Below are 23,206 nucleotides of genomic sequence, written 5' to 3'. Positions count from 1 at the left end.
GTTCAAAGTGTCCGCGCGTATCCTGGTTGTCGATGACGTTCCCGCCAACGTCAAACTCCTCGAAGCTCGCCTGTCCGCCGAATATTTCGACGTGATGACCGCCTCGAACGGCACCGAAGCGCTGGCGCTGGCCAGCCGCGCCGAATGCGACATCATCCTGCTCGACGTGATGATGCCCGACATGGACGGCTTTGAAGTCTGCCGCCGTCTCAAGACCGATCCGGCGACGCACCACATCCCCGTCGTGATGGTCACCGCGCTCGACAGTCCCGCCGACCGCAATCGCGGGCTGGAAGCCGGCGCCGATGATTTCCTCACAAAACCCGTCTCCGACGTCGTGCTGATCGCGCGCGTGCGCTCGCTGACGCGGCTCAAGATGATGACCGATGAGCTGCGGATGCGCGCCATCACCTCGCTCGAGATCGGCATGCAGGCGCCCGAGCGCAGCGCCGTGGCCGACACCGGCAGGGGCGGCCGCATTCTGCTGGTCGACGACCGTCAGTCCTCCTATGAGCGGCTGGCGACGATCCTCGCCGCGGAGCACACCATCGACGTCGAGCCGAACCCGACCGAAGCGCTGTTCCACGCCGCCGAGGGCAATTACGACCTGCTGATCGTCTCGCTCGACCTCAACAATTTCGACGGGCTGCGGCTGTGTAGCCAGGCGCGCTCGCTGGAGCGCACGCGCCACGTGCCGATCCTGGCGATCGCGGACCCCGAGAACTCGACGCGGCTGCTCCGCGGCCTCGAGATCGGCGTCAACGACTACCTGCTGCGCCCGATCGACAAGACCGAGCTGCTGGCGCGCGCCCGCACGCAGATCCGCCGCCGCCGCTACACCGATCATTTGCGCGACAACGTGCAGAACTCGATCGAGATGGCGATCACCGACGCGCTCACCGGCCTGCACAATCGCCGCTACATGGAGAGCCATCTGGCGACGCTCGCTGACCAAGCCTCGACCCGCGGCAAGCCCCTGGCGCTGATGATTCTGGACATCGACTATTTCAAGTCGATCAACGACAATTACGGCCACGACGCCGGCGACGACGTGCTGCGCGAGTTCGCGGTACGCGTGCGCAAGTCGATCCGCGGCATCGACCTGGCCTGCCGCTACGGCGGCGAGGAGTTCGTCATCGTGATGCCGGAGACCGATCTGCACGTCGCCGGCATGGTCGCCGAGCGCCTGCGCCGCTCGATCGCGGGCGAGCCGTTCGCCGTCCACAAGGGCACCAAGCGCATCGAGGTCACGATCTCGATCGGGCTTACCACGCTGGAGCAGAAGGGCGAGGCGGTCGCCGACGTCCTCAAGCGCGCCGACACCGCGCTCTACCGCGCCAAGCACGACGGCCGCAATCGCGTGGTGTCGCAGGCGGCGTGAGGCTGCCTGCGCATAAAAATGCGAAAACAACCCCATGCACAGTAGCCGGCGCTAGCCGGATCAATGGCTTATGCCGGTAGCTAGGCGGGCCTATGCCGATTGCCCGGGCGTTTGACACGTCGGGCAAAACAGGAGCATTTTGATAGGATCGGGCAGGGCGCGGTTGTTGCGCGAAGTCCTCTCCCCAAACTCCGCTGTTCCACAAGCTCCGCTGTCATTCCCTGCGAAAGCGGGGAATCCAGTACGCCGCGGCCTCTCGGTTCAAATCACAACCGCCTCTGGAATACTGGATCACCCGCTTTCGCGGGTGATGACACCGAACGATACGGCCATGCTGATTAGTGCGGCGTGCGCTTGCTATGCGTCACGGCCGGCTTCTCATCACCCCCCACATCCACCCCCGCATTCCGCAGCAGCACCTTCGCCGCTTCCTTTGCCGCGCGGGCCATCGCGGGGTCGTCGCGCACGAGGTCCTGCGCGATCGAGCCATCGACCAGGAGCACGAGCTGGGTGGCGAGCGCATCCGCCTCCGTGACGCCGAGCTCATTGAGCCGCTCGCGAAACCAGACGCGGCGGCTTTCCTTGAAGGCGATTGCGATCTTCTTCACGGCGCGGTCCTTTGGGCCGAGCTCGGCGACCGCATTGACGAACGGGCAGCCGCGAAAATCCTTGGCCGCAAAGCGCCGCTCCAGCGAATCGAAGGTGCCAAGAATCTGCTCGGCCGGGGGCTTGTCGGAGGGGCGCGGCTTGACGAAGCGGCGCTCCAGATAGGCCGCGATCAGCGCGTCCTTGGAGGGGAAGTGGTTGTAGAGCGTGCGCTTGGAGATCCCGATCTCGGCCGCGATGGTGTCGACGCCGATGGCGCGAATGCCTTGCAGATAGAACAGCTTGTCGGCGGTTTCGAGGATCCGCTCCTTCATCGTCTGTGGTGTGGGCAGGGGAGCCATGCGGCAGCGTGCGTCCTGTTCGCTTGACAGCGTGCACCTTTCATAGCCTAAGTACACAGGTCTGTGTAACTAAAAACATCGAGAATTGCAGACGCCGGCGCGCGCGTCGCGCCGACGAGGGAGAAAAATATGCCCCTTTTGCAGGTTCTGCGTCCGACATTACCCATCCTGATCGGCGCCTCGATCATGCTGACGCTGAGCATGGGGCTGCGGCAGAGCCTCGGCATCTTCATGCAGCCGCTGACGCACGACATCCACATTTCGATCTCGGATTTCACGCTGGCGCTGGCCGTGCAGAACCTCGCCTGGGGCTTTCTCCAGCCACTCGCCGGCGCGCTGACCGTGCGCTACGGCTTCCGCCCGATCATGATCGTGGGCGCGCTGATGTACATCGCGGGCCTCATCCTGATGGCGACCGCGAACGGGCTCGTCAGCATCATGATCGGCGCCGGCGTGCTGATCGGCACCTCGCTCGCCTGCACCGCGGCGGCGATCGCGATGTCGGTGGCCGCGCGCGCTGTGCCCGAGACCGTCCGCTCCACCGTGCTCGGCATCGTCTCCGGCGCGGGCTCGCTCGGCGCGCTGCTGTCTGCGCCGATCGGGCAGTTGCTCAACGAAGGATTTGGCTGGCGCGTCGGGCTCGCCGGTTTCGTGATCATGTCGGTGCTGATGATCCCTGCGGCCTGGTATGCCGGCCGCATCGACGCGATTCCGCTGCCGAAGCCTGCCGCCGACGACATCGGGGATGCCACCGCCGCGACGGCAGCGAAGACGGCGTTCGGCAACGCGTCCTTCGTCGTGATGACCTGCGCCTATCTCGTCTGCGGCATGCAGCTCGTGTTTCTCACCACGCATCTGCCGTCCTATCTGGCGATCTGCGGCCTCGATCCGATGCTGAGCGCGCAGACGCTCGGCATGATCGGCGGCTTCAACGTGCTGGGCTCGCTGTTCTTCGGCTGGGCCGGCCAGCGCTGGAACAAGCTGGCGCTGCTGGGCGGCATCTACATCCTGCGCTCGCTCGCGCTTGCCTGGTACTTCACGCTGCCGGCGACGTCGTTCTCGACGCTGCTGTTCGGCGCGATCATGGGCTTCCTCTGGATGGGCGTCGGCCCGCTGGTCGCCGGCGCGGTCGCCGAGATGTTCGGCCTGCGCTGGCAGGCGATGATCCAGGGCCTCGCCTTCATGAGCCACCAGATCGGCAGCTTCCTCGGCGCCTACGGAGGAGGGGTGCTCTACGACACGCTCGGCTCCTACACCATGGCCTGGCGCATCGGCGTGGCGCTGGGCCTGGCCGGCGGCATCATCCAGGTCGCGTTCGCGCTGATCCGGCCGTCGCAGCCGCCGTCGCCGGTGCTGCGGACGGCGTAGCGGGGCGGTGCTCGCGAACGTCAGAGGGAGCTTGCAGGGGACGCCGTGCTGTTTCGTCGTGATGGCAGCGTGTGACCCGAAGCTTGGCGCGCGGACGAACTTTTCTCCGGCTGTGACGTTGCAACAATTCATGATCCTGCAGGCGGATGGCGCGTCGTCGCGTGCGCCATCCGCTCCTCCACATGGGCCCTAAGCTTTCAGGTCCGTGATCCGCATAATCGCGTACCACATTCCCGTCGTTGTACGCCTGTTCTTTTGTTTCCTTGTTGCAGGTCCAGACAAAATTCTTCTTGCCCGTAAAGGTCTTTCCGTCCTGCTCAAGCCGAAGCTCCCCTTCGGTGATATGGCAGATCATGGCATTCATCATCGGGGGCCCCATGGTCTTCGCCCCCGGCTGCATGATGACATCGCGCATTGAGACGGTCTTAAAACCTGGGATCAGGGATGGTGTCTCGCCTTCATATTCACGCACCACGACACCTGGCCAAGGCGTCATATCCTTGTAGCCTGTGGTTTGAGCGGCGGCTGGCCTGACCATGGCAGCCGAGGCCGCTGCCAACGCGATTCCCAGTGCGGACCTTCGATCGATCTTGCTCATCGCTTTCTCCCGACGTTACCGAACGAGCCGCCGCATAAGCAGCGCGCAAAGTTCGTGGTGAACGGTGGTCGAAACCGAAAAAAGAACGGCTTCTAAGAGAGCGTGCTTGCCGATGGCACCAGTGCTGCTCGTTTGCCCAGACGGTGATTTCGGCACATCCCACTTTAAGGGCAACGACATTCTACGTCACCTGACGAGTCTGGGGAACATGTGAAACGAAGTCTCTGCCTGGCCCACGGGAAGGTCCGGATTTGGCCCCAAGCGGTCGACCCGGCATGTCCGCTAGATGTCCGCTCCTTGGGGCTGAAGCAGACTTGATATGCTCAGCCCGAGTTCTTCGGGGGGGGGGACCCGAAGCGGACGTGCGTCGTGGTCGCCGCGATATCCGCCTACTGTGCCGACATCGAAATTAATAGCGGGTTGACGATCGGAGCAGGCGGATTTGTCATCTCGGACGGAGATACTGCTGCGTCGTTGAGATTGCGGACCGGGCGCTGCGATGCGGAGGGCGTGCTTAGGGCCAAACTCAACTTCTTCAGCATGCGCCGGAACTCGTGATCATACGACGCGTCGACATCGCGCATCGTTGAAAACGATGTGACGAAATATTCCTTTAATTGGTCGATCGATTCTCCATCTCCAGAGAGAATACAAGCACTGTTGGCCTTTCATATCCGGTGGTGAGTGAGCAAGCTTAAACTCTGCGGTACCGGGGCGGCGATGTGTGTGGCCCTGGAGTGGCTACTACGGGCCCAAGTTTGGCGTGCCTTGACGTGTTCGGCGTGTGGGACTTCCACTGCGGGATTAGGAGTAAGATGAACAATCACCTTCGGCATGCAGCGCTTGCTGTATTCACTGTCATGCTGCCGATCTTTACAATCGGTCACGCTCGCGCCCACGATTATCAGCACCCCGAGTTGAACAGCTGGTATGAGAGCTTGCACAGTGGCAAAGGGCCTTGCTGCGATGGCAGTGATGCGAAGCGCGTTGATGACGCCGATTGGGAAACTAAGGACGGTCACTATCGCGTACGCCTTGATGGCGAGTGGGTTGATGTTCCGAACGAAGCTGTCGTGGATGGACCGAACCGCGCTGGCCGTACGATGGTCTGGCCTTACTACCTAGATGGTCATCCGAAGCCGCGCTGCTTCATGCCGGGAAGCATGGGCTGATAGCGAGCGCGGGGATGCAAGCCTGAAGTAGACCGGGCGCTCTAGCACCCGTCGTCTCCTTCCACGACGGTCGACAGGAAGCTGGAACGAGCCAGATCACATGCAATCGGTTTCGAGAACGAGGTGCCAAACCATCTACTCGTCAACGAACCATCGTTGGTGACCCAGGGGATTGGCGGCAGTTGCGGCAGATAAGATGCATACGGCATCACTTTCGCAAGCGTCACTCTGACCAGATACTTTGCAAGAAAMGCCTCGTTCATTCCGCCGTCCAGTCCGCTATAGATCGGGGCTGCCGGCACGTYGTCATTGAGCAATCGCGCGAATTCGAGTTCGTCGGTACGTTGCTTCTCAAGCGCCCGCCGCGCAATTTTGGAATCCACRACAAACGCGGGGCATTTATCGGTGGGACTGAACACGAGAGGATACGGCGAATTTGGTGGAGCTTGCGCATYGAACACATAGCGTCGATTGCACACGTCCACCTTAGGTTCGAGATGCGTCGTCTCGAAGTGATCGTTGCCGACTTTGAGCATTTTCCAGAAGGAGAGGTTCGGGCTATTTCGATGCTGCGCCAGGTTTGCCGGCGTSAGGCGGAATGGATAAGCCTGGACYTGAAAGGACGGTCGGCCGCCGAGGGAGTCCCGCGCTAGCGAATAGATCTCGCTTATCTGTTCGTCGGTCATGGCATAGCAACCGCTCGATGAGCAGTCGCCATGGATCATGAGTAAGCTGCCGTCGCGATTGTTTGCCTTGTCGAAGCTGTTGGGAAAGCCGACGTTGATCGCGAGATGGTAATCGGAGTTGGGATTCATCAGCTCGGGAGTAATCGTATAGAACCCCTCTGGAGCCTGACGGTCACCCTCCTTCAGTTTCGGCCCGAGATCCCCCGACCACCGACAGATCGGGTACACCTTGAGGATTTTGAAGAGGCCGGTGGTGTCCTGTTTCCAGACTTCGAGCTCCGCCTCTTGCTTGAAGACGCGCACAAGGATAGGCGAGTATTTTGGCATCTTCTTTTGTCGGAGCAGCGAGAGCAACTCGGGTGGTAGCTCCTGTGTAGCCTTGGCCGGCAAGCGGTTGCTGTTTTCGCCAAGGCAGGTGGCCGGCGACAACACCGCGAAAAACGCTGCAGTCAGCACAAGCGCACGGAGTGCCGTGGCGCCGATCATGACCTTACCTCGGGCGTGGAATCTGCTCATTTGGGTAGCGTGTAGTCAGTGGGTTCGTAAGGCAAGCCCAGATGGACGCAGCCACCGGAGAAGTTCGAGCTTATCGTTGGCCTTGGGGATGCAAAGACGCTCGGTCTCGTCGTCCGCTTCTGGCCCATAGCTGACCTGCCCGATCGGTTCAGCCGAGGACTTCTTTTAACCCAAAGCTGACCTCAAGCAGTTCCGGAGACAATTAGGCAAAAAGCCCGCATTGGTTATGACAGCATTCTTGGCGGCGCTCGCGACATCGGCCAAGTCGGAGTTCATCAATGTGCCGACGGAGTGATCGCCACCGATAGCCAAGACCGGCATCGGCAATTTTCCGGTCTTTGCGAACAGCGTTTTGTTGTCCTCGCCGTCCTTAGTGAAGTCAGCAAACTGTCCGCTAAAGGCATCGTGGATGGCACCCGCATGAGCATAGAGCACCGCATCGTGATCCCGGGTCTTTCGTCGATCGCAGCGGGGGTATGGGTTCACGGCCTGGTTCGAAAACCGATACGGCTATCGAAGCATCGAGGCGGACAGTGCCAATGTTAGCGCTCGCCCTGCCGGAAGCCGCTGGAACTCGTGCTAACGAGAAATATCGAAGTGTACTGCTTTGATAGTGTGAACCGCTTCCAACGGACGACGCTCGGAGACGTCAGGCGCAGGTGTCGTGCGCAGAAGTAGCCTGGAATCATGGGAGAACCGCGCATGGATTCCATTTCTCGTCGCCATATGTTGGCAGCGACTGCTACCGGAGGTCTTCTAACGAGCGTTGGGCTGGCGCACGCGCAAACCGCGGGCGGCGCGATTCCTCAGCCACAGCGACCGGGTCACGGCGGCACCGATCCCGGTCCGCGCAATCTCATGCGGGATCAGCAGAACCCGGATCTGCTGGTACCGCCGTCGACCGATCATGGCACCTTGCCGAACCTGCGCTTCTCGTTCTCGGACGCCCATATGCGGCTTGAGCCGGGCGGCTGGACCCGCCAGGTCACGCAGCGTGAGCTGGGCATTGCCAAGTCCATGGCCGGCGTGAATATGCGCCTGAACGCGGGCGGTGTGCGTGAGCTGCATTGGCATAAGGCGTCAGAATGGGCCTACATGCTCTATGGCAAGGCTCGCGTGACGGCGGTCGATTCCGAGGGGCGCTATTTCGTCGATGACGTCGGCGTCGGAGATCTCTGGTTCTTCCCGGGCGGAACCCCGCACTCGATCCAGGGCCTCGGCCCCGACGGCTGCGAATTTCTTCTCGTGTTCGACGATGGCGATTTCGACGAAGACAACACCTTCCTGCTCAACGACTGGTTCAAGCGCATACCGACCGATGTGCTGGGCAAGAATTTCGGAGTTCCTGCCTCGCTGTTCGGCCACACCCCCGATGAAAGCGAGCGCTATATTTTCCTGGCTCCGTTGCCGGGGCCGCTCGGATCGGAAGCCATATCGGGCGCAAAGGCGTCGGAGACGAGCTACACGTGGCGGATGATGGAGCAGGTGCCCATCAAGACGAAGGGCGGAACGGTGCGGATCACTGATTCCCGTTTGTTTCCAATCAGCACCACGACCGCAGCGGCCTTGGTTGAACTCGAACCTGGCGGATTGCGCGAGGTGCACTGGCACCCTAACGGAGACGAGTGGCTCTACGTCATCGAGGGACAGGCGCGCATGGGTGTGTTTGCCGGCCAGGGGCAGGCGCGCACATTTGATCTGCTGGCCGGCGACGTTGGTTACGTCCCGGTGGCGATGGGCCACTATCTCGAGAATACCGGCTCGACCAACTTTCGATTTCTCGAGACGTTCAAGAGTGACCGCTTTATCGATTTCTCGCTCGATACCTGGATGGCGGCAACACCGCCGGGACTGGTGCAAGCCCATCTCAAACTCGATCCGAAGGTGATGAGCGCGCTGCGCACGAACAAGGCTCTGGTCGTGCCGGAATAACCGCCCAAGTCGGAGTGAATCGCGGCACACTCGTCCGGCGCCCGGTGGGCAGGCCGCTGGCGGACCGCCGGCAAGATCGCCCTCTCCGGCTGCAGAAGGAGAACGCCATGAATGTTCTGACCTGGGCCGCCCTGCGTTGGTGGTCGCCGGATCCGCCTTAGCATCAAACGGTCAGGCCGAAACGGGCACCCGAGCGTCAGTGGCATCCTCAGTTTGCAGAGACAAGCTTTAGTCCAATCACGCCGGCCACAATCAAAGCAATGCAAAGTATCCGCGCAGGCGACGCAGAGTCGCCCAGCACTGCGATACCCAGAACGGCGGTACCCGCGGCACCGATACCGGTCCAGACCGCGTACCCCGTTCCTACGGGAAGTGTGCGGAGCGCCAGCGAGAGAAGAAAGACACTTGAAAAACCGGTGACAGCCGTAAACAGCGCGGGTATCAGAAGCGTGAAGCCTGCGGACCACTTCATACCGAAGGCGAATCCGATCTCGAGAAGGCCGGCGGAGGCCAATATCATCCATGCCATGTGGGTCAATCCATTCGCTGGTCACCGGGCGTTACGGCCGGGCCGCTTGTGAGGGGCTGGACGCGCATGGAGGATTCCATGCGCGACATGCTTGCTGATGGGCGCCTCAAGCCTTACTGGCGGCAGCGGGAATCGTGCGGAACGAAATTCCCAATCGATTGAACGCGCTCATCAAGCCGATGGCATAGGTGAGGTCAGCGAGTTCCTTGTCGCTGAATTCGCCGGCGGCGGCCTCGTAGTCGGCATCGGGAACGCCGGTTTCGGCCACCCTCGTCACGGTTTCGGTCCAGGCCAGCGCAGAGCGTTCGCGCTCACTAAAGACTTCCCCCGCGTCTCGCCACACAGGCACCAGCACGAGCTTGTCCGCGGCGACACCAGACTTGAGCAGGTCGCGGGAGTGCATATCGATGCAGTAGGCACAGCCATTGATCTGCGAAACCCGCAGATACACGAGATCGACAAGTTGCTTTGAAAGGCCGCTTTTTTGAAGATAGACGTAGACCCCTCCAAAAGCCTTGAAGCCTTCCGGTGAAGCCTTGGCGTAATCGATGCGCTTGTTCATGATTGAATCCTCATCTGGTTGAAGGATTCCATCGTTTCGCATCTTGGCCTATTCAAGAAGGTCCATGATAGGCGTTTGTAGCTGGGCCATGATTTCCATAATCCAGCAGGTCACGCTCGAACTTCAGTCACATCAATCCCAAAATGCGCCGTCCGAAATTTTCGGCCGTGCGCCGCGAGGCGATATTCGTGAAGTTCAAAAGAAGGGCGGAAGCCCCATCATTGCGCCTCGTCCAATCCGTAAGTGCCTCCGCGTACAGGCCTTGTTCCCGCATGCTCGCAGCGAGCCGGCGATCTGAACGGTTGCCTCGCAGACGCAAGATCAGGTGCATGCCCCCCGGCTGTAAATCTATTCGCACATTTTTTCCCAGCACGCTTTCCAGCCCCGCCGCGGTTGCCGCGCGGCGCTCGGCATAGAGCCTCCGCATCCGCTGGATATGGCGCGCAAAATGTCCTTCGGCGATGAATGAAGTGACGATGGTTTGCGTAAGCCCCGGAGAGCCAGTTGAGAGGCTTTCGGTGACCTCCTCAAACCGCTCGACCTGCGCTTCCGGCACGACGAGATAGGCCAGCCGCATGCCTGGAAAAAGTACCTTGCTGAAGGTACCCGCATAGAGCACCCGCCCGTCACGATCGAGGCTTTTCAATGCAGGGAGGGGGCGGCTGACATAGCGGTATTCGCCATCGTAGTCGTCTTCGATGATCCATGCCTTGTTTCGCGCGGCCCAGTCCAACAGCGCCAGACGCCGAGGTAACGACAGGGACATGCAGAGCGGGCTCTGATGCGCAGGCGTGACCACCGCTGCGCGCGCCCGGGACGCGAGCTTGATGGCATCAGAAACGACCATGCCTTCCGCATCGACCGGCACCGAGATGCCTTCGATATGCATATATTCGAAAATTTCTCGCGTGGGCGGATATCCCGGGTCTTCGAGCCAGACGCGATCACCCGCCTTCAGCAGGGCATGACCGATTAGCTCCACGGTTTGGCGGTATCCCGAGGTCACGAACACCTGAGATGGGGAGCAGTTTATCCCACGCGAAACCTGGAGATATCTCGCGATTTCAGCACGCAGCGAAGGCAAGCCGGACACAGGGGGATGGATCATATCGGAAGGCTGCATGGCCCGCGCACTGCGCGCGCCAAGGCGTGCCCAGATCTTCCGGGGAAACGCATCCAGGGCGGGCAAACCCATCTGGAATGGCAGGATGGAATCCGGACGAAAACTGACTGCATCCATCCGGGGATCCGCTCGCGGCGTCGTGTTCGCAATGGATATTCGCGGCGTAAGGTCTGGGCTTACAATGGTTCCTGCCTGCCCGCGCGCCTCGACATACCCTTCAGCGGCCAGCAAGGAATAAGCCGTGTCGATGGTACCTCTGGCCAGCCCCAATTCCTTGGTCAACGCCCGTGCCGACKGAATGCGGTCACCAGGCTTCAACATTCCAGTGGCGATAGCGTCGCGAAACCGATCGTAAATCTGCCGGTAGAACGGTGCTGCCGCCTTCGGATCGAGCGGCGGGAGCTTTCGGGGATTCGCGGCAGGCATGGCCCGATCCGATCTTTCGATGAACGAAAAACCCACTATGCCATAACGGTTCGGATTGGTCTCCACTCCTCGCACGCTGCAGCGGTCAAGCCTGCGCCGGCAAATCATGGACCAGTCGCAAAGCTTATTCATGGTCCTTGGATGCAGGCCGAAATTGCTCTTTGCTGATGATCAGAGTTCGGACAGCAGAGATTGGAAAGCAGATGACGAAAATACTGCATTTGACTTGCAGCCCCCGCGGGCAAGCCTCGGAGAGTTACAGGCTATCTCAGAAAATCGTCGGCTACTTGCTGGATAGCGAGCCGACGGCAACCGTCATAATCCGACCGATCAGCGGCGTCCCCGATATCGATGAAAGCTACGCAACTGCTCTTGGCGCGACCGAGCGATCGTACCTGGAAATGTTTGTCGAGGGTTCCATGTCCCGGTCCGAAGAACTGATCCAGGAACTGGAGAGCGCGGACTTCGTCGTCATCGCAACTCCGATGCATAACTTCACCGTGCCTGCCGCTCTCAAAGCTTGGATAGATCACGTCGTTCGAGTCCGTCGAACGTTCGACGTGACTGCCCAAGGAAAACTGGGGGCGTTGCGCGACCGCCCGGTTTTTGTCGCAGTGTCCTCGGGCGGAAGATTTTCCGGCGATCGCGCGCATCAGCCCGATTTTCTCACGCCGTATCTAAAAGCTATCCTCGCTACCATCGGGCTGCATGATTTGACGTTCTTCTCCGTTGAAGGATCGGCCCTTGGTCCTGATGCATTGGTCGCAGCCCGAACCAAGGCGGATCAGGCAATGCAGAGGTTCTTCCTCCGTTTCGCGCGCCATTCAACGGGGGTGTTTCAGCAAGCAGTATGAACGGGCAACGGCCTTCCCGCGTTCAGTTCGGCCACCGATACGTCCGTTCCTGGTCCTGAGCAGACGCTGCCGCTTCGCGCAGAAGCTGGGGACGCCTGCACCTCGCGGGATTCCCTACCAGCGAGACCAGTACAGCGCCCGGGAAGCTGAGGTACTTGCCTCCTCAATTGCGCAAGAAAAACTTCCCCCAAACATCAGAGCCTCGCTAAGAACGGAGATTGGCTTAACTGAGATCACGCAAGAGACCTCTTGCTCGCCTAAGGTCGGCGGTGTTGAGACCTTCGGTAAACCGGTCGTAAATCGGTTGCAGCAGCGCCTTCGCGTCAGCCGGTCGGCCCCGATCGCGAAACAACTGTCCCAAGCTTGTGGCGGCGCGTAGTTCCCAGGACAGAGCGCCCTGCAGGCTCGCCCACTTCATCGCCTGGTAAAACTGATCCTCGGCCGTTGCCGCAGCGCCGGGCGCACCTTGCAACAGCAGCAGTTCGCCCTTGATGCGCAGCAGCTCGGCGATGCTCAAGCGTTCTTCGGTCTCCTCTGCGCGCGCGATCGCATCGTGTACCACCGAAAGTCCTTCGCCCACTTGCCCGACGCGCCCCAAGCCTTCCGCCATCTCACCAACGAACAGGAAATAGCGATGCGATGCGTTGACTTCGTCGCCGAGTTCGTCGATGCCTGACCGCAGCAGCGGCAATCCGCCGGCGGTATCTCCGCGCTTGATCGCAAGCAGTCCTTGATGGCTGCGGGCAAAGGCAACATAGCGCATCAGCGAATGCCTGGTCGAAAGGTCGATCAGCCTTGCCACGTAATGGTCTGCGACATCCATATGGCCGCTCCACAGCGCGATCGGGCATGCTGCGTTGGCGACGATGTAGCACACCGAGTTGACGTGTCTGCTGGCAGATGCCTCATGCAGGTATGTTTCGGTGACGTGCATTGCGCGATCCGGAAATCCCTGCAGCCATAGGGTCCGGCCCAGAAAGGCGCCGGCGGTCACCCGCTGGTTGCTCCGGAAACGGCTGATCCGCGACTTTTGGACTGGAGGAACATAGTGCGCGAGCATGCGTTCGAGGTGATACCGCGCGCTCGCTTGATCGCCGAGGCATTGCTGCGAGATGCCGATCAATCGCTCACCGATCAGCCGATCGTTGGAATTCGACCGGCTTGCCGCAAGGGCGCTGAATCGTTGCGCGGCGGTCAAGGAGGCGCGAAGGCGGCCGGCAACCCGGTGAAAGAACCACAAGCCTAACAGCGACCGCAATTGGTGCTCGACATCGTCAAGCCTCTCTGCAAGCTCCAGCGCCTTTGTCCAGGCTTCGCCGAGCGCGGGAATTTTCGCGTCGGTGACAAATATCAGGGTCGTACCGAGCGCGGTATACAGCTTCATCTCGAGGCGCGCGTCGCCATTGACGGCAGCCCCAAGGGCGCCGATCGCCCGCTCCACGCGGCCGCGGCATTCCTCCAGCAACGACGAGTGGACGCATAGGGGTACTGCGGCCGCGGTCAGCCCCGCGCCAATCTGCACGTCACCGCTGGGTGAAAAGGCCCAGCCCAGCGCCGCGCGCAGGTTGTCGATGTGCCGTCCGTAGTCGCCCATCCAGTCGACCGTGGGGCGCATCTCCAGCTCCGCTTCAGCCCGCTCGAACAAGTCCCGGTAATATTCGGCATGGCGGCGCGCGAGCCGTTCCCGTTCCCCGCTCTCGCCGAGCTTTTCGAGGGCATACGTATGGGTCGTATCCAATAAGCGGTAGCGCGCCGTGGTGGCATCGATTTCCGCCACAACCAGCGACTTCGAAACCAGGCTGGAAATTCCATCGACCACGTCCGGCAAAGCGATCCCGGCGCCCGTTACCACCGCGCAGATCGCCTCCAGGTCGATGGCGCCGGCGAAGACCGCGAGCCGGCGGAGGAGCACCAGCTCAGGCTCAGTCAGTAGCTCGTAGCTCCAATCGAAGGTCGCCCGCAGAGTTTGGTGCCGCGGCAGCGCCGTCCGCCCTCCGGTCAGCAATTGAAAGCGATCGTCAAGGTGAGCGGCGAGTTCTTCGACACCGAGTGCCGTGACACGTGCCGCCGCCATTTCAATCGCGAGCGGTATGCCATCAAGACGCCGGCAGATCGCCGCGATCGTCTTTGCCTGATAGCCATCCAGAACCGCCCCTGCCTCGGTTGCTCGTGCACGTTCGATGAATAGTCTGACGGCGCCGTATTCCAGGAGATCGTCCGCGTCCTCCGTCGGAATCGAGAGCGGCTGCACCCAGTAGACCTGCTCCCCCTCGGCCCGGAGCGGCTCGCGGCTGGTTGCGATGATCTGAGCCGAGGATCCGGCTCGCAGCACGCCCTCAGCCATCCTCGCCGCGGCGTCGATCACATGCTCGCAGGTGTCCAACACCACCAACAAGCGCCGCGCTGCCAGTGCCAGCGCCACGCGCTGCGTCGAAATTTCACCTCCGCCGAACTTGAGTCCGATCGCGGCAGCGAGCGCTATGGGAACCAGACTGGGATCAGCGAGCGGCGAGAACTCGGCCAGCCACACGCCCTCTGGGAAATGCGGCAGCAGTTCACGGGCGACCGCGAGCGCGAGCCGTGTCTTGCCGATGCCCCCCGCCCCGGTCAGGGTGACGAGCCGGCCGGCACGAACAAGCTTCGAGATTTCCTCGACCTCGGCGGTGCGGCCGATCAACGCTGAAACCGGCTGCGGCAGGTTGGTCGACGCTAATGGCTGCGCCGACGCACTTTCCTTGAGGTAGAGTGGATGTCCCGGTCCGGTTGCTGGCCGCATGGTCCAGATGCCGCGCAGGTGATAGCCGCGGCCGGACACCGTCTGCAACAACTCGCGATCTGCGCCGAGCGCCTTGCGAATGGCGGATATATGAATCTGGAGCGTGTTTTCTTCGACCGTCGCAACCGGCCACACCCGATCTATAAGATCGCGCTTGGTGACAAGCTCGCCGCCCGACTGAACCAGAATCTCCAGAATCTCGAATGCACGGTTCCCGATCGGAACGGAAACACCTCGGGACCGCAGCTCACGCTGGGTAAGATCGATCTCCCACCCGTTCGACTCATAGACGGCTCGTAGGCCTTGCTCGGCCATCACGGCCTGCCCCGTCGGTTGAGTAATCCTAAGAAAATCTCAGCATCAGATCAGGGAACCGCTCCAGGAAAGCAGCTTAAACGTTGATCTGGGCAGTGGGCAAGCGCCGTCGAACTATCCGCTTAACGCGCGGCATATCAATGGCTTGATACCCAGTATCTGCTTGGGTGATCTTCTGAGCAAGATTAGCAAAGCAGCATCAATGGCGGGCAAGCGATTGATGCAAGGCCCTACTAAGATCACTCTCGAGCCCAGCGGCGCGCTGTTGCGCAGGCTTCGCGGTGTCGCTGCGCCCAAATGTAAACGGGAGAGCGAACATGATCTCTGCGGCATTTCCCTATAAGAAGCAGCGGCGGCAGGTCCTCGGCCGTGAGATGGCGTATGTGGAGGTGGGAAAGGGCGACCCCATCGTACTGCTGCACGGCAATCCCACTTCGTCGTATCTCTGGCGCAATGTGTTGCCGCACCTGAAGCCGCTGGGTCGCTGCATCGCCCCCGACCTGATCGGCATGGGCGATTCCGACAAGCTGCCTGACAGCGGTCCCAACTCGTATCGCTTCGTGGAGCACCGCCGCTATCTCGATGCCCTGCTCGAGTCCCTGGACGTGCGCGAACGGGTCACCCTCGTCATCCATGACTGGGGTTCGGCGCTCGGCTTCGACTGGGCCAACCGCCACCGCGAGGCCGTGAAGGGTATCGCGTACATGGAGGCGATCATGGGGCCGCAATACTGGGACCACTGGGACAAGTTCGAAATGCGTCACGCCTTGCAGGGGCTGCGTTCCGAGAAAGGCGAGGAAATGGTCTTGCGAGACAATTTCTTCATCGAGAAGATTCTGCCGGGAGCCATCCTTCGCAAGATGTCCGACGAGGATATGGCGGAGTACCGACGGCCGTTCGCCGAGCCCGGCGAGGGCCGGCGTCCGACGCTGACGTGGCCAAGGCAAATCCCCATCGAGGGCGAGCCCGCCGACGTGACTGCGATCGTGACCGCCTACGCTGACTGGCTTAAGACGAGCCATATACCCAAGTTGTTCCTGAGGGCGGAGCCCGGTGGGATCCTCGCCCATGGCCCGGTTCTCGATTTGGCCCGCAGCCTCCCGGCACAGACCGAGGTGACGATCTCGGGACTCCATTTTGTCCAGGAAGATTCGCCGGACGAGATCGGACGGGCCGTCGCCGGCTGGATGGAGGCGTTGGGCTGACGGCGGCCATGCAGGGCTGCGATGTCAGGATCATCAAGGCTCACTCTGAGTTCTTCGCATTTTGACCCGGAGCGGAAGTCGCAGACCAAGACGGTCCGAACCTCAGGCATGGACACCAGCCAACGAATCCGGCGGTGGCGCAAATGCGAAGTGCCGCGGCGTCTACCAGGGCGACCTCCGCATGGACCACAGGATAGCGTTCGTGAGAATTCGCTGGTAGCGGGCGTCCCGCCAAACTGACGGCTCGTGGCCTAGCGCCGAGTAAAATACTCGTCCCTCGCCATAGAATCGGGTCCAGGTGAGAGGCCAGCCATAGAATCGTTGATGTACGCCGGTCTTGCCAAGGTCCACCGAGCTTGGGTCGAGGCGCAGGAGCACGCGTGAACCACGATAGTCGAAGTCGCCGATTTGGTAGATCTCGTCCTCGACTTGCAACGAATTCCCGAGAAAAGCCACCAGGGGATCGCCGGGATCAACCACCTCGATCTTCACGGCCTGATGCCAAGGATGACCATTAAAGTAGCCGCCGACCAGATCGAGATAGTCCGGCCAAGTGTAGAATGTGTCCGTCGCCGAATGAACGCCGAGGAACCCGCGGCCCGAGCGCACAAAGTTGAGAAGAGCTCTCTTTTGCGCGTCGCTCATCGGAAGTTCTCCTGACGTATAGAACATCACCGCTGCGTAGCGCTCGAGGTTTTCGGTAGAAAATTCCGACGTGTCTTCCGTTGCAGTGACTTCAAAAACACCCGAATGGCTTCCGAGCTGGGTCAGGATAACCTTAGAAAGCGGTATGACATCATGCCGGTAGCCGGCGGAGTATGTGAAATAGAGGATGCGCTCTCGCGGACGCCCCGCATGCGCGCCGAGTGGTCGGATTGCCGCCGCGCCGCCGAGGAGCGCGATGAACTCACGTCGCCTCACAATCGCCTCCGCCAAAACCAACCATGTGTTGACGAAGCCTAGCACAGATCAGCCCAGCGCCGACCGGGGGGCATCGCCCTCTGGCGTCCTATGCGACGCTGCTGGCCTGATCCTATTGTGACCGTCGGCGATTGTCCGCCCGTGCGCACAATTTTAGGTTATCTATTCGGATAGTGTTGGGCTGAATAGCCTATGCTGCTTAAGCGTTGCACTACAGCTATCGGACAGGATGATCTCGGAGGCGCATGCATTCAGCTTTCATTTGGTATTTTTTATCCATGAAAGGCCGCATCGGTCCGCAGGAATTTCGATTGGGACTTTTGGGACTTGTGCTAGTCGACATGCTCGTCGTGCGCATTGCGAGGAAGCTCACTGATTCAGGACCCCAATACTATAGCGTCAACCCTCCGCCCGATTGGCCCATCGTCCACGCTGTCCTCTTTATCTCGCTCTGGCCGCTCGCTGCAATCCTTGTGAAGCGACTACATGACTTCAACATCTCGGGTTGGTGGGCGCTCACAATCCTCGCAATTCCTCTCCTCGTCGACGCGCTCAGCATTCCGTATTGGCTTCCTTATCTTTTATTGGCGGCAATCCTGAGTGCATTTCCCGGACGGCCTGGCGACAATCGGTTCGGCTCGACCTCGCTACCGCGCACGCGCGTCTAGCGCGTCCCCAAAGCAGACCGGCCGGGCGTTTGAACGGTGGCGCGAAAGTCAGCCGCAATGTCCGCTGATGGCCCATCCCTGCCGACAGCGCTCCTCAACGTCAGGTCGGTTTCGCAGGGTAAACCCGGCGCGCCGATGGCCTGACTTTGACCCAATTCGGACTTTGGTTGGTATCCCAAGCCGGACATCAGCGGCCTCCAGACTTGGTGGCTTCCCGCACGAGGACGTCCATCAACATTCTGGCGGGCATCTCGCGGGCAAGCGCGGCCGCCTGACCTGACCAGAGTGGCGTGAAATCGGAGTTTCCATTCTGCTCAGCCGCAGCACGCAGCGGCGACAGTTCGCCCATGGGCAGCGGAAAGTCCGGCGCCGCGTCCGACCAGGGACCGATCTCGGCGGCAAGGCGATTGACCAGAACCCTCGCCGGTCGCCCGGAGAACACGTTTGTCACGACAGTCTGGTTCAACCGCGCGTTTCGCAGGGCCTCGCGATGGAGCGGGGGCGTTGCCGACTCGGCACAAAGCAGAAAGGCGGTTCCCACCTGCACGCCGGCGGCCCCGAGTGCGAACGCCGCTGCGATCCCTCGTCCATCCCCGATCCCGCCGGCTGCGATCACGGGCACGCTGACGGCGTCAGCGACTTGTGGCACAAGGGCGAACGTGCCGGCCTGTGAGGCGATCGCGCGCTCGCTGTTAGAATCGAGGAATGAGCCTCGATGTCCTCCGGCTTCGTACCCCTGAGCGATGATCGCATCGGCACCATGCTTTTCGAGCCAGCATGCTTCGTCGACTGTCGTCGCCGATGAGATCACCTTGCAGCCGGCTGCCTTGACCCGATCGACCAATCCGGGCTCGGGCAAACCGAAATGAAAGCTTACCACCTCCGGCCGGACCTGTTCGACTGCGGCGGACGCGGCATCGCCGAACGGAGCGAGATCGAGGCGCGGTGCAGCCGTTGCGGGGGCGATGCCCAGTTCGCGATAATACGACGAAAGCTTCTCATGCCAGGCACGCTCGCGAGCGGCGTCCGCCTTTGCCGCATCGTGGCAGAAGAAGTTGAGATTGATTGGTCTCTTCGTCAGTCGCCGTAGCTCGGCAACGGTCTTTGCAATGAGCTCAGGCGTCAAGACGGCGCAGCCGATCGAGCCCATGCCGCCGGCATTCGAGACCGCGGCTGCAAGGTCTACCGTGCCCAATCCGGCCATTGGTGCCAGCACGATCGGATGCTCGATCTTGAACAATTCAACAAGACGTCGGTTAGACCACATCGCACACCTCCTACCAGTGGCCGGCGGACGCGCCGCCATCGACATGCATGATCTCGCCGGTGACGAAAGCCGCTCGTTCAAGATACATCACGGCGTCGACGACCTCCTGTATCTCGCCCATGCGGCCCATCGGCTGCAGACTTGCTAGGAAGCCATGCGCCTCCGGCGCATGCATTGGGGTCGCGATCGCACCGGGCGATATGGCATTCACGCGGATATTCCGGCTTGCATACTCGATCGCGAGCGAGCGGGTGATCGCGTTGAGCCCGCCTTTGGTTAGCGCCGCGAGCGCCGCCGCCAGGGACGCCATCGGCTGCTCGGCGATCGTGGCCGTGATATTGACGATGTGACCCGAACCCGCGAGCAGCATCCTCGCCGCCACCCGCTGCGTCAGATAAAAAAAGCCCGCGAGATTGACACCGACCATCTTGGCGAAGTCGGCCTCAGAATAATCGGTAAAGGGCTTCGCAATGAACAGGCCGGCATTGTTGATGAGCGTATCGATCCGCCCGAAGCGCTCGATGGCCAGTTCCACGATGCGATCGGCCGTCTTTGCGCTGGCGATATCGCCATCGACCGCGAGCATCGACGGATCGTCGCTCCTGCCGATCGAACGAGAACTGGCGACGACGTGGTAGCCGATATCCCGGTAGGCCTCGAGCAATCCTGCGCCAATGCCGCGCGATGCTCCGGTGATGATGGCAACCTTCCGTTCGGAAGTCATATTCGCTTCTCCTTCACGCAAAGTGTATGGATGGGCGAACAGTTACCCTGATCGAGGCAATGCCGCTTTGCATCGCCTGCTCAGCTATTGTCATTTCCTGCCGTCGGTGGATGCAGATCGTTACATCGGTAACAAAGTCAAGCCAGCCGGTTTCGCCGATATTGCGCCGGTGTCTGGCCCGTGGCTCGCCGGAATGCGCGGGTGAAATTGGCCTGGCACGAAAACCTGAGCCCGAGGGCGATATCGACCAAGGCCCGGTCCGCATTGCAGAGCAGATCCTTGGCGCGTTCGAGGCGCCTTGCACTGACATGCCGATGCGGCGATTTGCCGATGGCGGCCTTGAACGCGCGCGCGAAATAAAACTCGCTCAGGCAGGCAACCGAGGCCAGCCGCGCTACCGTCAGATCGCCCTCCAAATTGGCTTCGATATAGTCGAGCACCCGCGCCAATCTGCGTCGGTCGAGCCCTTCCCCTGCGGCCGGCATGACCAGGCCGGACCGCGGCGCAGCATGGTTCTGGATCAATCTTGCCACCAGACTCAATGCCAGGGTTTCGGCGAGCAGCCTGCCCGCGGACGTCTCGTGTTCCAGTTCGAGCATGATGGCAAAGGCCATCTCGGCAAGCAGTGGATCGCGGAAGCCGCCCTTGTGGCGGAGTGAATCGATCGCCGTCGCGTCGAACCCTTCACCCAGATCATGCGACAAGAACAAGCCGGTCGGTAGGTAAAGATGCAAGATCGCGGGCACCGGCTCGGACATGTCGATCAGGCCTTGCTGCACGCAGGCCGGACGAAACCAGATGGTTCCACGTTCGGAGATGGTCGAGTCGATGGCCCCGTCCAGCCGACGCGTGACAACGGACCGACTACCGCGCACATCAACGCAGATCTCGGCATCAGGCTGGGGGTTATTCCAGGCAACCGTACCGTGGTGGCTGCGAAGCTCTGCCGTGAGATTTGACCAACCTCGCGTGGCGGATGACGCCAGCAGCCCGGCGACGCCGTATTTATTGGAGCTCCGTTCGCCTGACGGCGTCGGCCGAGATGTCAATTCCTGGTTTCGGCCAAATAAATTCACGCGGGCGTCACCTTTGGACAGGCTGCGGGCTCGACGGCGTCAATGTGGTCGGACTCGTGGCTGACCGCAACTCTGGCCCCCGCCCTATCACGCATCTGCGATCAAGCAGTGTAGCCGCTCACTTCCGTTATTGGCCCCCAACCGACGTTGCCACGCTGCTGCCGACCACCAGCTTTTGACCCACAACGGACATGGCCTCCGTCATAGGGGCAATATTTCTGTTTCGGTGCTGCGGCCTCCCGTCGGGTCCTCGTTCGTCAACCAGCCCGCCTCCCGCACGATGGCGACGGCTGACCGGGCGACGGGGGCCGTGATTCCATTGACGAGCTGCAGTCGCAGATTGCGGCCCTCGGTAATGGCCCGCACAACCGCCCTCCTCGCGACCCACCAGGAGCGATGTACCTGCAGGCCATCGGCATTTTCGAGCGCCATCATTGCCTGGTTGAGCGTCGCCAGTACAAGGTGAGAGTTGCCGGCGGTATGGACGCGTACATAGTGGTCCTCCATCTGCAGGCAAAGCACCGCGGAAGGTGGCGCACCGAGTAGCCCGAAAGCGGTTGGCGGCGCTTCGCCGGCTTCCTTGGCCTGTTGCCGGCGATGTAACCGGGCCTGCATGAGAAGGGTGAAACCCAGCACAATCGGCAAGGCGGTGATCAGCCCCTGCAAGTACCAATCGAGTGGTCGCAAGATTTTCAGGAAAGGCCATATCGATACGGCGATCGACACGACCCAGATCTGGAATGGCGCGTTCAGGATGACGACGCCGAGGAGGATCGACATCCAGGTCATCGCCGGGTTCAGGCGGAGCCGCAGCACCACCCGGATGAGCGATCCGAAAAGGAGGATTCCGGGTAAGAAGCAGGCGAGTTGAAACACCACGCGCTGCCAGGTCGGTCCGTTCAGATAGCTACCAAACGGTCCGATCAGGCCGAAAAAGATGGCGCAGGCGCTCGCGATCGCGAGGTCAACGGCCCAATCCCGCAGAAAGTCACTCCGACGCGCTTCGCTCATAAGGCCATTATAGTGGCGGTTTGCCCGCCGGCGAACCCATTCGCCCGTTGGCGAACAAGTGCTGGCGCAGGCCTGTGCCGTTTGCTGGATCCTTGGCGTCCCACTCGCCGAGAGGTTCCCATGCGCTACACGATTGCATACTTTTTCGCCGTACTCATCACAGTCACCACCGGCCAGGCCGACGCCGCGGTCGGGTTCCGGCATTTCAGCATCGACGATCCGCAAGGCCCACCTATCGAGGTGGGCGTCTGGTATCCGACCACGATGACCCCGAAGCTGGTGGCGGTCGAGACCGATCAACAGATGGTCGCCCGCGACGCGCCGGTTGAGGGCACCGGTCTTCCGCTGGTGGTCATATCTCACGGTCACGGAGGCTCCTATGCCGGGCACCTCGACACCGCCACGGCCCTGGCCAATGCAGGGTTCGTCGTCGCCGCTCTTACGCACAATGGCGATAGCTGGCGCGACCAAAGCCGTCCTACCGCAATCTGGGAACGGCCACGGCAATTGAAGCTGCTCACAGATTACATGCTGGGCGCGTGGAGCGACCACGGCCGCCTCGATGCCAATCGCGTTGGCGCGTTCGGCTTCTCGGCTGGCGGCTTGACGGTGCTAGCGGCCGCCGGCGGCGAGCCGGACCTTCGGACCCTTCCGAGTCACTGCAAGGCGCATCCCGCCTTCGAAGACTGTCAGATCATGGAAGAGCACCCGTTACTGCCGGATACCGATGTCGTCTGGACCCACGATCCGCGAATCAAGGCGGTGGTCTCCGCCGCGCCCGCTCTCGGTTTTGCCTTCGGGACCAACGGTCTGGCGGCTGTCCTCCAGCCGGTACAGCTCTGGCGGGCCGAGGATGATCAAGTGCTACCACACCCCTATTATGCGGAAGCCGTTCGGCTCGCTTTGCCGACGCCGCCCGAGACGCACGTCGTGGCTGACGCCGGGCACTACGACTTTCTGAAGCCGTGCTCTGCGGACCTGGCAACCCGCATGCCGGCAATCTGCACAAGCAAGCCGGGTTTCGACCGCGCTGCGTTTCATGAGCGATTCGACCACGACATCGTCGCCTTCTTCAAGCGGACGCTGCAGTAGCAGGTTTTGAAGCGGGATGTCCGTTCTTGGCCGTTAGTTGAGATTCCCGCGCTCAGA

The 23,206-nt window shown here is 61.4% G+C and carries 21 protein-coding genes; 8 read left to right on the top strand and 13 right to left on the bottom strand.

Annotation, left to right across the window (positions count from 1 at the left end):
- Positions 1-7 precede the first annotated feature (7 nt).
- Positions 8-1,381 carry a PleD family two-component system response regulator gene (locus tag AC1DW2_RS13135; protein ID WP_028150565.1) on the top strand — a complete coding sequence of 458 codons (1,374 nt, stop codon included), beginning with the start codon at positions 8-10 and terminating at the stop codon, positions 1,379-1,381.
- A gap of 338 nt (positions 1,382-1,719) precedes the next feature.
- On the opposite strand, the gene AC1DW2_RS13130 is transcribed toward AC1DW2_RS13135, so the two are convergent.
- On the bottom strand, positions 1,720-2,328 hold the full coding sequence (locus AC1DW2_RS13130) for a TetR/AcrR family transcriptional regulator (protein ID WP_477006259.1): 609 nt from the start codon (positions 2,326-2,328) through the stop codon (positions 1,720-1,722).
- Positions 2,329-2,457: 129 nt separating this feature from the next.
- On the opposite strand from AC1DW2_RS13130, the gene AC1DW2_RS13125 reads away from it, so the two are divergent.
- Complete coding sequence (locus AC1DW2_RS13125; protein WP_247315994.1) at positions 2,458-3,696, top strand: MFS transporter; 1,239 nt, start codon at positions 2,458-2,460, stop codon at positions 3,694-3,696.
- On the opposite strand, the gene AC1DW2_RS13120 is transcribed toward AC1DW2_RS13125, so the two are convergent.
- Complete coding sequence (locus tag AC1DW2_RS13120; protein ID WP_477006258.1) at positions 3,629-4,294, bottom strand: hypothetical protein; 666 nt, start codon at positions 4,292-4,294, stop codon at positions 3,629-3,631. The genes AC1DW2_RS13125 and AC1DW2_RS13120 overlap by 68 nt on opposite strands.
- A gap of 815 nt (positions 4,295-5,109) precedes the next feature.
- On the opposite strand from AC1DW2_RS13120, the gene AC1DW2_RS13115 reads away from it, so the two are divergent.
- A complete protein-coding gene (locus AC1DW2_RS13115; protein WP_223154002.1) occupies positions 5,110-5,466 on the top strand; it encodes a hypothetical protein in 357 nt (118 codons plus the stop codon).
- A gap of 41 nt (positions 5,467-5,507) precedes the next feature.
- Here the strand turns inward: AC1DW2_RS13115 and AC1DW2_RS13110 are convergent, their stop codons facing one another.
- Together AC1DW2_RS13110 and AC1DW2_RS13105 are read right to left on the bottom strand one after the other, a co-directional pair.
- Positions 5,508-6,638 (bottom strand): L,D-transpeptidase family protein, encoded by a 1,131-nt coding sequence (locus tag AC1DW2_RS13110; RefSeq protein ID WP_477006257.1) that lies wholly within the window; start codon positions 6,636-6,638, stop codon positions 5,508-5,510.
- Between the two features lie 195 nt (positions 6,639-6,833).
- Positions 6,834-7,103, bottom strand: coding sequence for a hypothetical protein (locus tag AC1DW2_RS13105; protein WP_477006256.1), 270 nt, complete (start codon positions 7,101-7,103; stop codon positions 6,834-6,836).
- A 267-nt stretch (positions 7,104-7,370) separates the two neighbouring features.
- On the opposite strand from AC1DW2_RS13105, the gene AC1DW2_RS13100 reads away from it, so the two are divergent.
- Entirely contained in the window at positions 7,371-8,600 is a 1,230-nt protein-coding gene (locus tag AC1DW2_RS13100) for a cupin domain-containing protein (RefSeq protein WP_477006255.1), read from the top strand.
- 208 nt (positions 8,601-8,808) lie between these two features.
- On the opposite strand, the gene AC1DW2_RS13095 is transcribed toward AC1DW2_RS13100, so the two are convergent.
- The 3 genes from AC1DW2_RS13095 to pdxR all read right to left on the bottom strand — a co-directional run bounded on the left by AC1DW2_RS13095 (position 8,809) and on the right by pdxR (position 11,240).
- Positions 8,809-9,129 carry a DMT family transporter gene (locus tag AC1DW2_RS13095; protein ID WP_477006254.1) on the bottom strand — a complete coding sequence of 107 codons (321 nt, stop codon included), beginning with the start codon at positions 9,127-9,129 and terminating at the stop codon, positions 8,809-8,811.
- A gap of 106 nt (positions 9,130-9,235) precedes the next feature.
- On the bottom strand, positions 9,236-9,691 hold the full coding sequence (locus AC1DW2_RS13090; RefSeq protein WP_477006253.1) for a carboxymuconolactone decarboxylase family protein: 456 nt from the start codon (positions 9,689-9,691) through the stop codon (positions 9,236-9,238).
- 127 nt (positions 9,692-9,818) lie between these two features.
- Positions 9,819-11,240 (bottom strand): MocR-like pyridoxine biosynthesis transcription factor PdxR, encoded by a 1,422-nt coding sequence (pdxR, locus tag AC1DW2_RS13085; protein WP_477006252.1) that lies wholly within the window; start codon positions 11,238-11,240, stop codon positions 9,819-9,821.
- A gap of 203 nt (positions 11,241-11,443) precedes the next feature.
- Between pdxR and AC1DW2_RS13080 the strand changes: the two genes are divergently transcribed.
- Positions 11,444-12,094, top strand: coding sequence for an FMN-dependent NADH-azoreductase (locus AC1DW2_RS13080; protein WP_477006251.1), 651 nt, complete (start codon positions 11,444-11,446; stop codon positions 12,092-12,094).
- 223 nt (positions 12,095-12,317) lie between these two features.
- Here the strand turns inward: AC1DW2_RS13080 and AC1DW2_RS13075 are convergent, their stop codons facing one another.
- Positions 12,318-15,185 carry an ATP-binding protein gene (locus tag AC1DW2_RS13075; RefSeq protein WP_477006250.1) on the bottom strand — a complete coding sequence of 956 codons (2,868 nt, stop codon included), beginning with the start codon at positions 15,183-15,185 and terminating at the stop codon, positions 12,318-12,320.
- 317 nt (positions 15,186-15,502) lie between these two features.
- Between AC1DW2_RS13075 and AC1DW2_RS13070 the strand changes: the two genes are divergently transcribed.
- Positions 15,503-16,390: a haloalkane dehalogenase gene (locus AC1DW2_RS13070; protein WP_477006249.1), complete on the top strand. Its 888-nt coding sequence runs from the start codon at positions 15,503-15,505 to the stop codon at positions 16,388-16,390.
- A 162-nt stretch (positions 16,391-16,552) separates the two neighbouring features.
- Here the strand turns inward: AC1DW2_RS13070 and AC1DW2_RS13065 are convergent, their stop codons facing one another.
- Positions 16,553-17,311, bottom strand: coding sequence for a ThuA domain-containing protein (locus tag AC1DW2_RS13065; protein WP_477006248.1), 759 nt, complete (start codon positions 17,309-17,311; stop codon positions 16,553-16,555).
- Positions 17,312-17,556: 245 nt separating this feature from the next.
- On the opposite strand from AC1DW2_RS13065, the gene AC1DW2_RS13060 reads away from it, so the two are divergent.
- Positions 17,557-17,979 (top strand): DUF805 domain-containing protein, encoded by a 423-nt coding sequence (locus AC1DW2_RS13060; protein WP_477006247.1) that lies wholly within the window; start codon positions 17,557-17,559, stop codon positions 17,977-17,979.
- 187 nt (positions 17,980-18,166) lie between these two features.
- Here AC1DW2_RS13060 and AC1DW2_RS13055 read toward each other — a convergent pair whose 3' ends face one another.
- The 4 genes from AC1DW2_RS13055 to AC1DW2_RS13040 all read right to left on the bottom strand — a co-directional run bounded on the left by AC1DW2_RS13055 (position 18,167) and on the right by AC1DW2_RS13040 (position 22,057).
- Entirely contained in the window at positions 18,167-19,246 is a 1,080-nt protein-coding gene (locus tag AC1DW2_RS13055) for an NAD(P)H-dependent flavin oxidoreductase (protein ID WP_477006270.1), read from the bottom strand.
- 10 nt (positions 19,247-19,256) lie between these two features.
- Entirely contained in the window at positions 19,257-19,970 is a 714-nt protein-coding gene (locus AC1DW2_RS13050) for an SDR family NAD(P)-dependent oxidoreductase (RefSeq protein WP_477006269.1), read from the bottom strand.
- Between the two features lie 137 nt (positions 19,971-20,107).
- Positions 20,108-21,046, bottom strand: a complete 939-nt coding sequence (locus AC1DW2_RS13045) for a helix-turn-helix domain-containing protein (RefSeq protein ID WP_477006246.1) — start codon at positions 21,044-21,046, stop codon at positions 20,108-20,110.
- A 201-nt stretch (positions 21,047-21,247) separates the two neighbouring features.
- Positions 21,248-22,057, bottom strand: a complete 810-nt coding sequence (locus AC1DW2_RS13040; RefSeq protein ID WP_477006245.1) for a LytTR family DNA-binding domain-containing protein — start codon at positions 22,055-22,057, stop codon at positions 21,248-21,250.
- Positions 22,058-22,177: 120 nt separating this feature from the next.
- On the opposite strand from AC1DW2_RS13040, the gene AC1DW2_RS13035 reads away from it, so the two are divergent.
- Entirely contained in the window at positions 22,178-23,149 is a 972-nt protein-coding gene (locus AC1DW2_RS13035; protein WP_477006244.1) for an alpha/beta hydrolase family protein, read from the top strand.
- Positions 23,150-23,206: the final 57 nt, after the last annotated feature.

The sequence above is a fragment of the Bradyrhizobium sp. P3_C3 genome (assembly GCF_056402655.1).
This window is presented reverse-complemented; position numbering and strand designations above follow the sequence as displayed.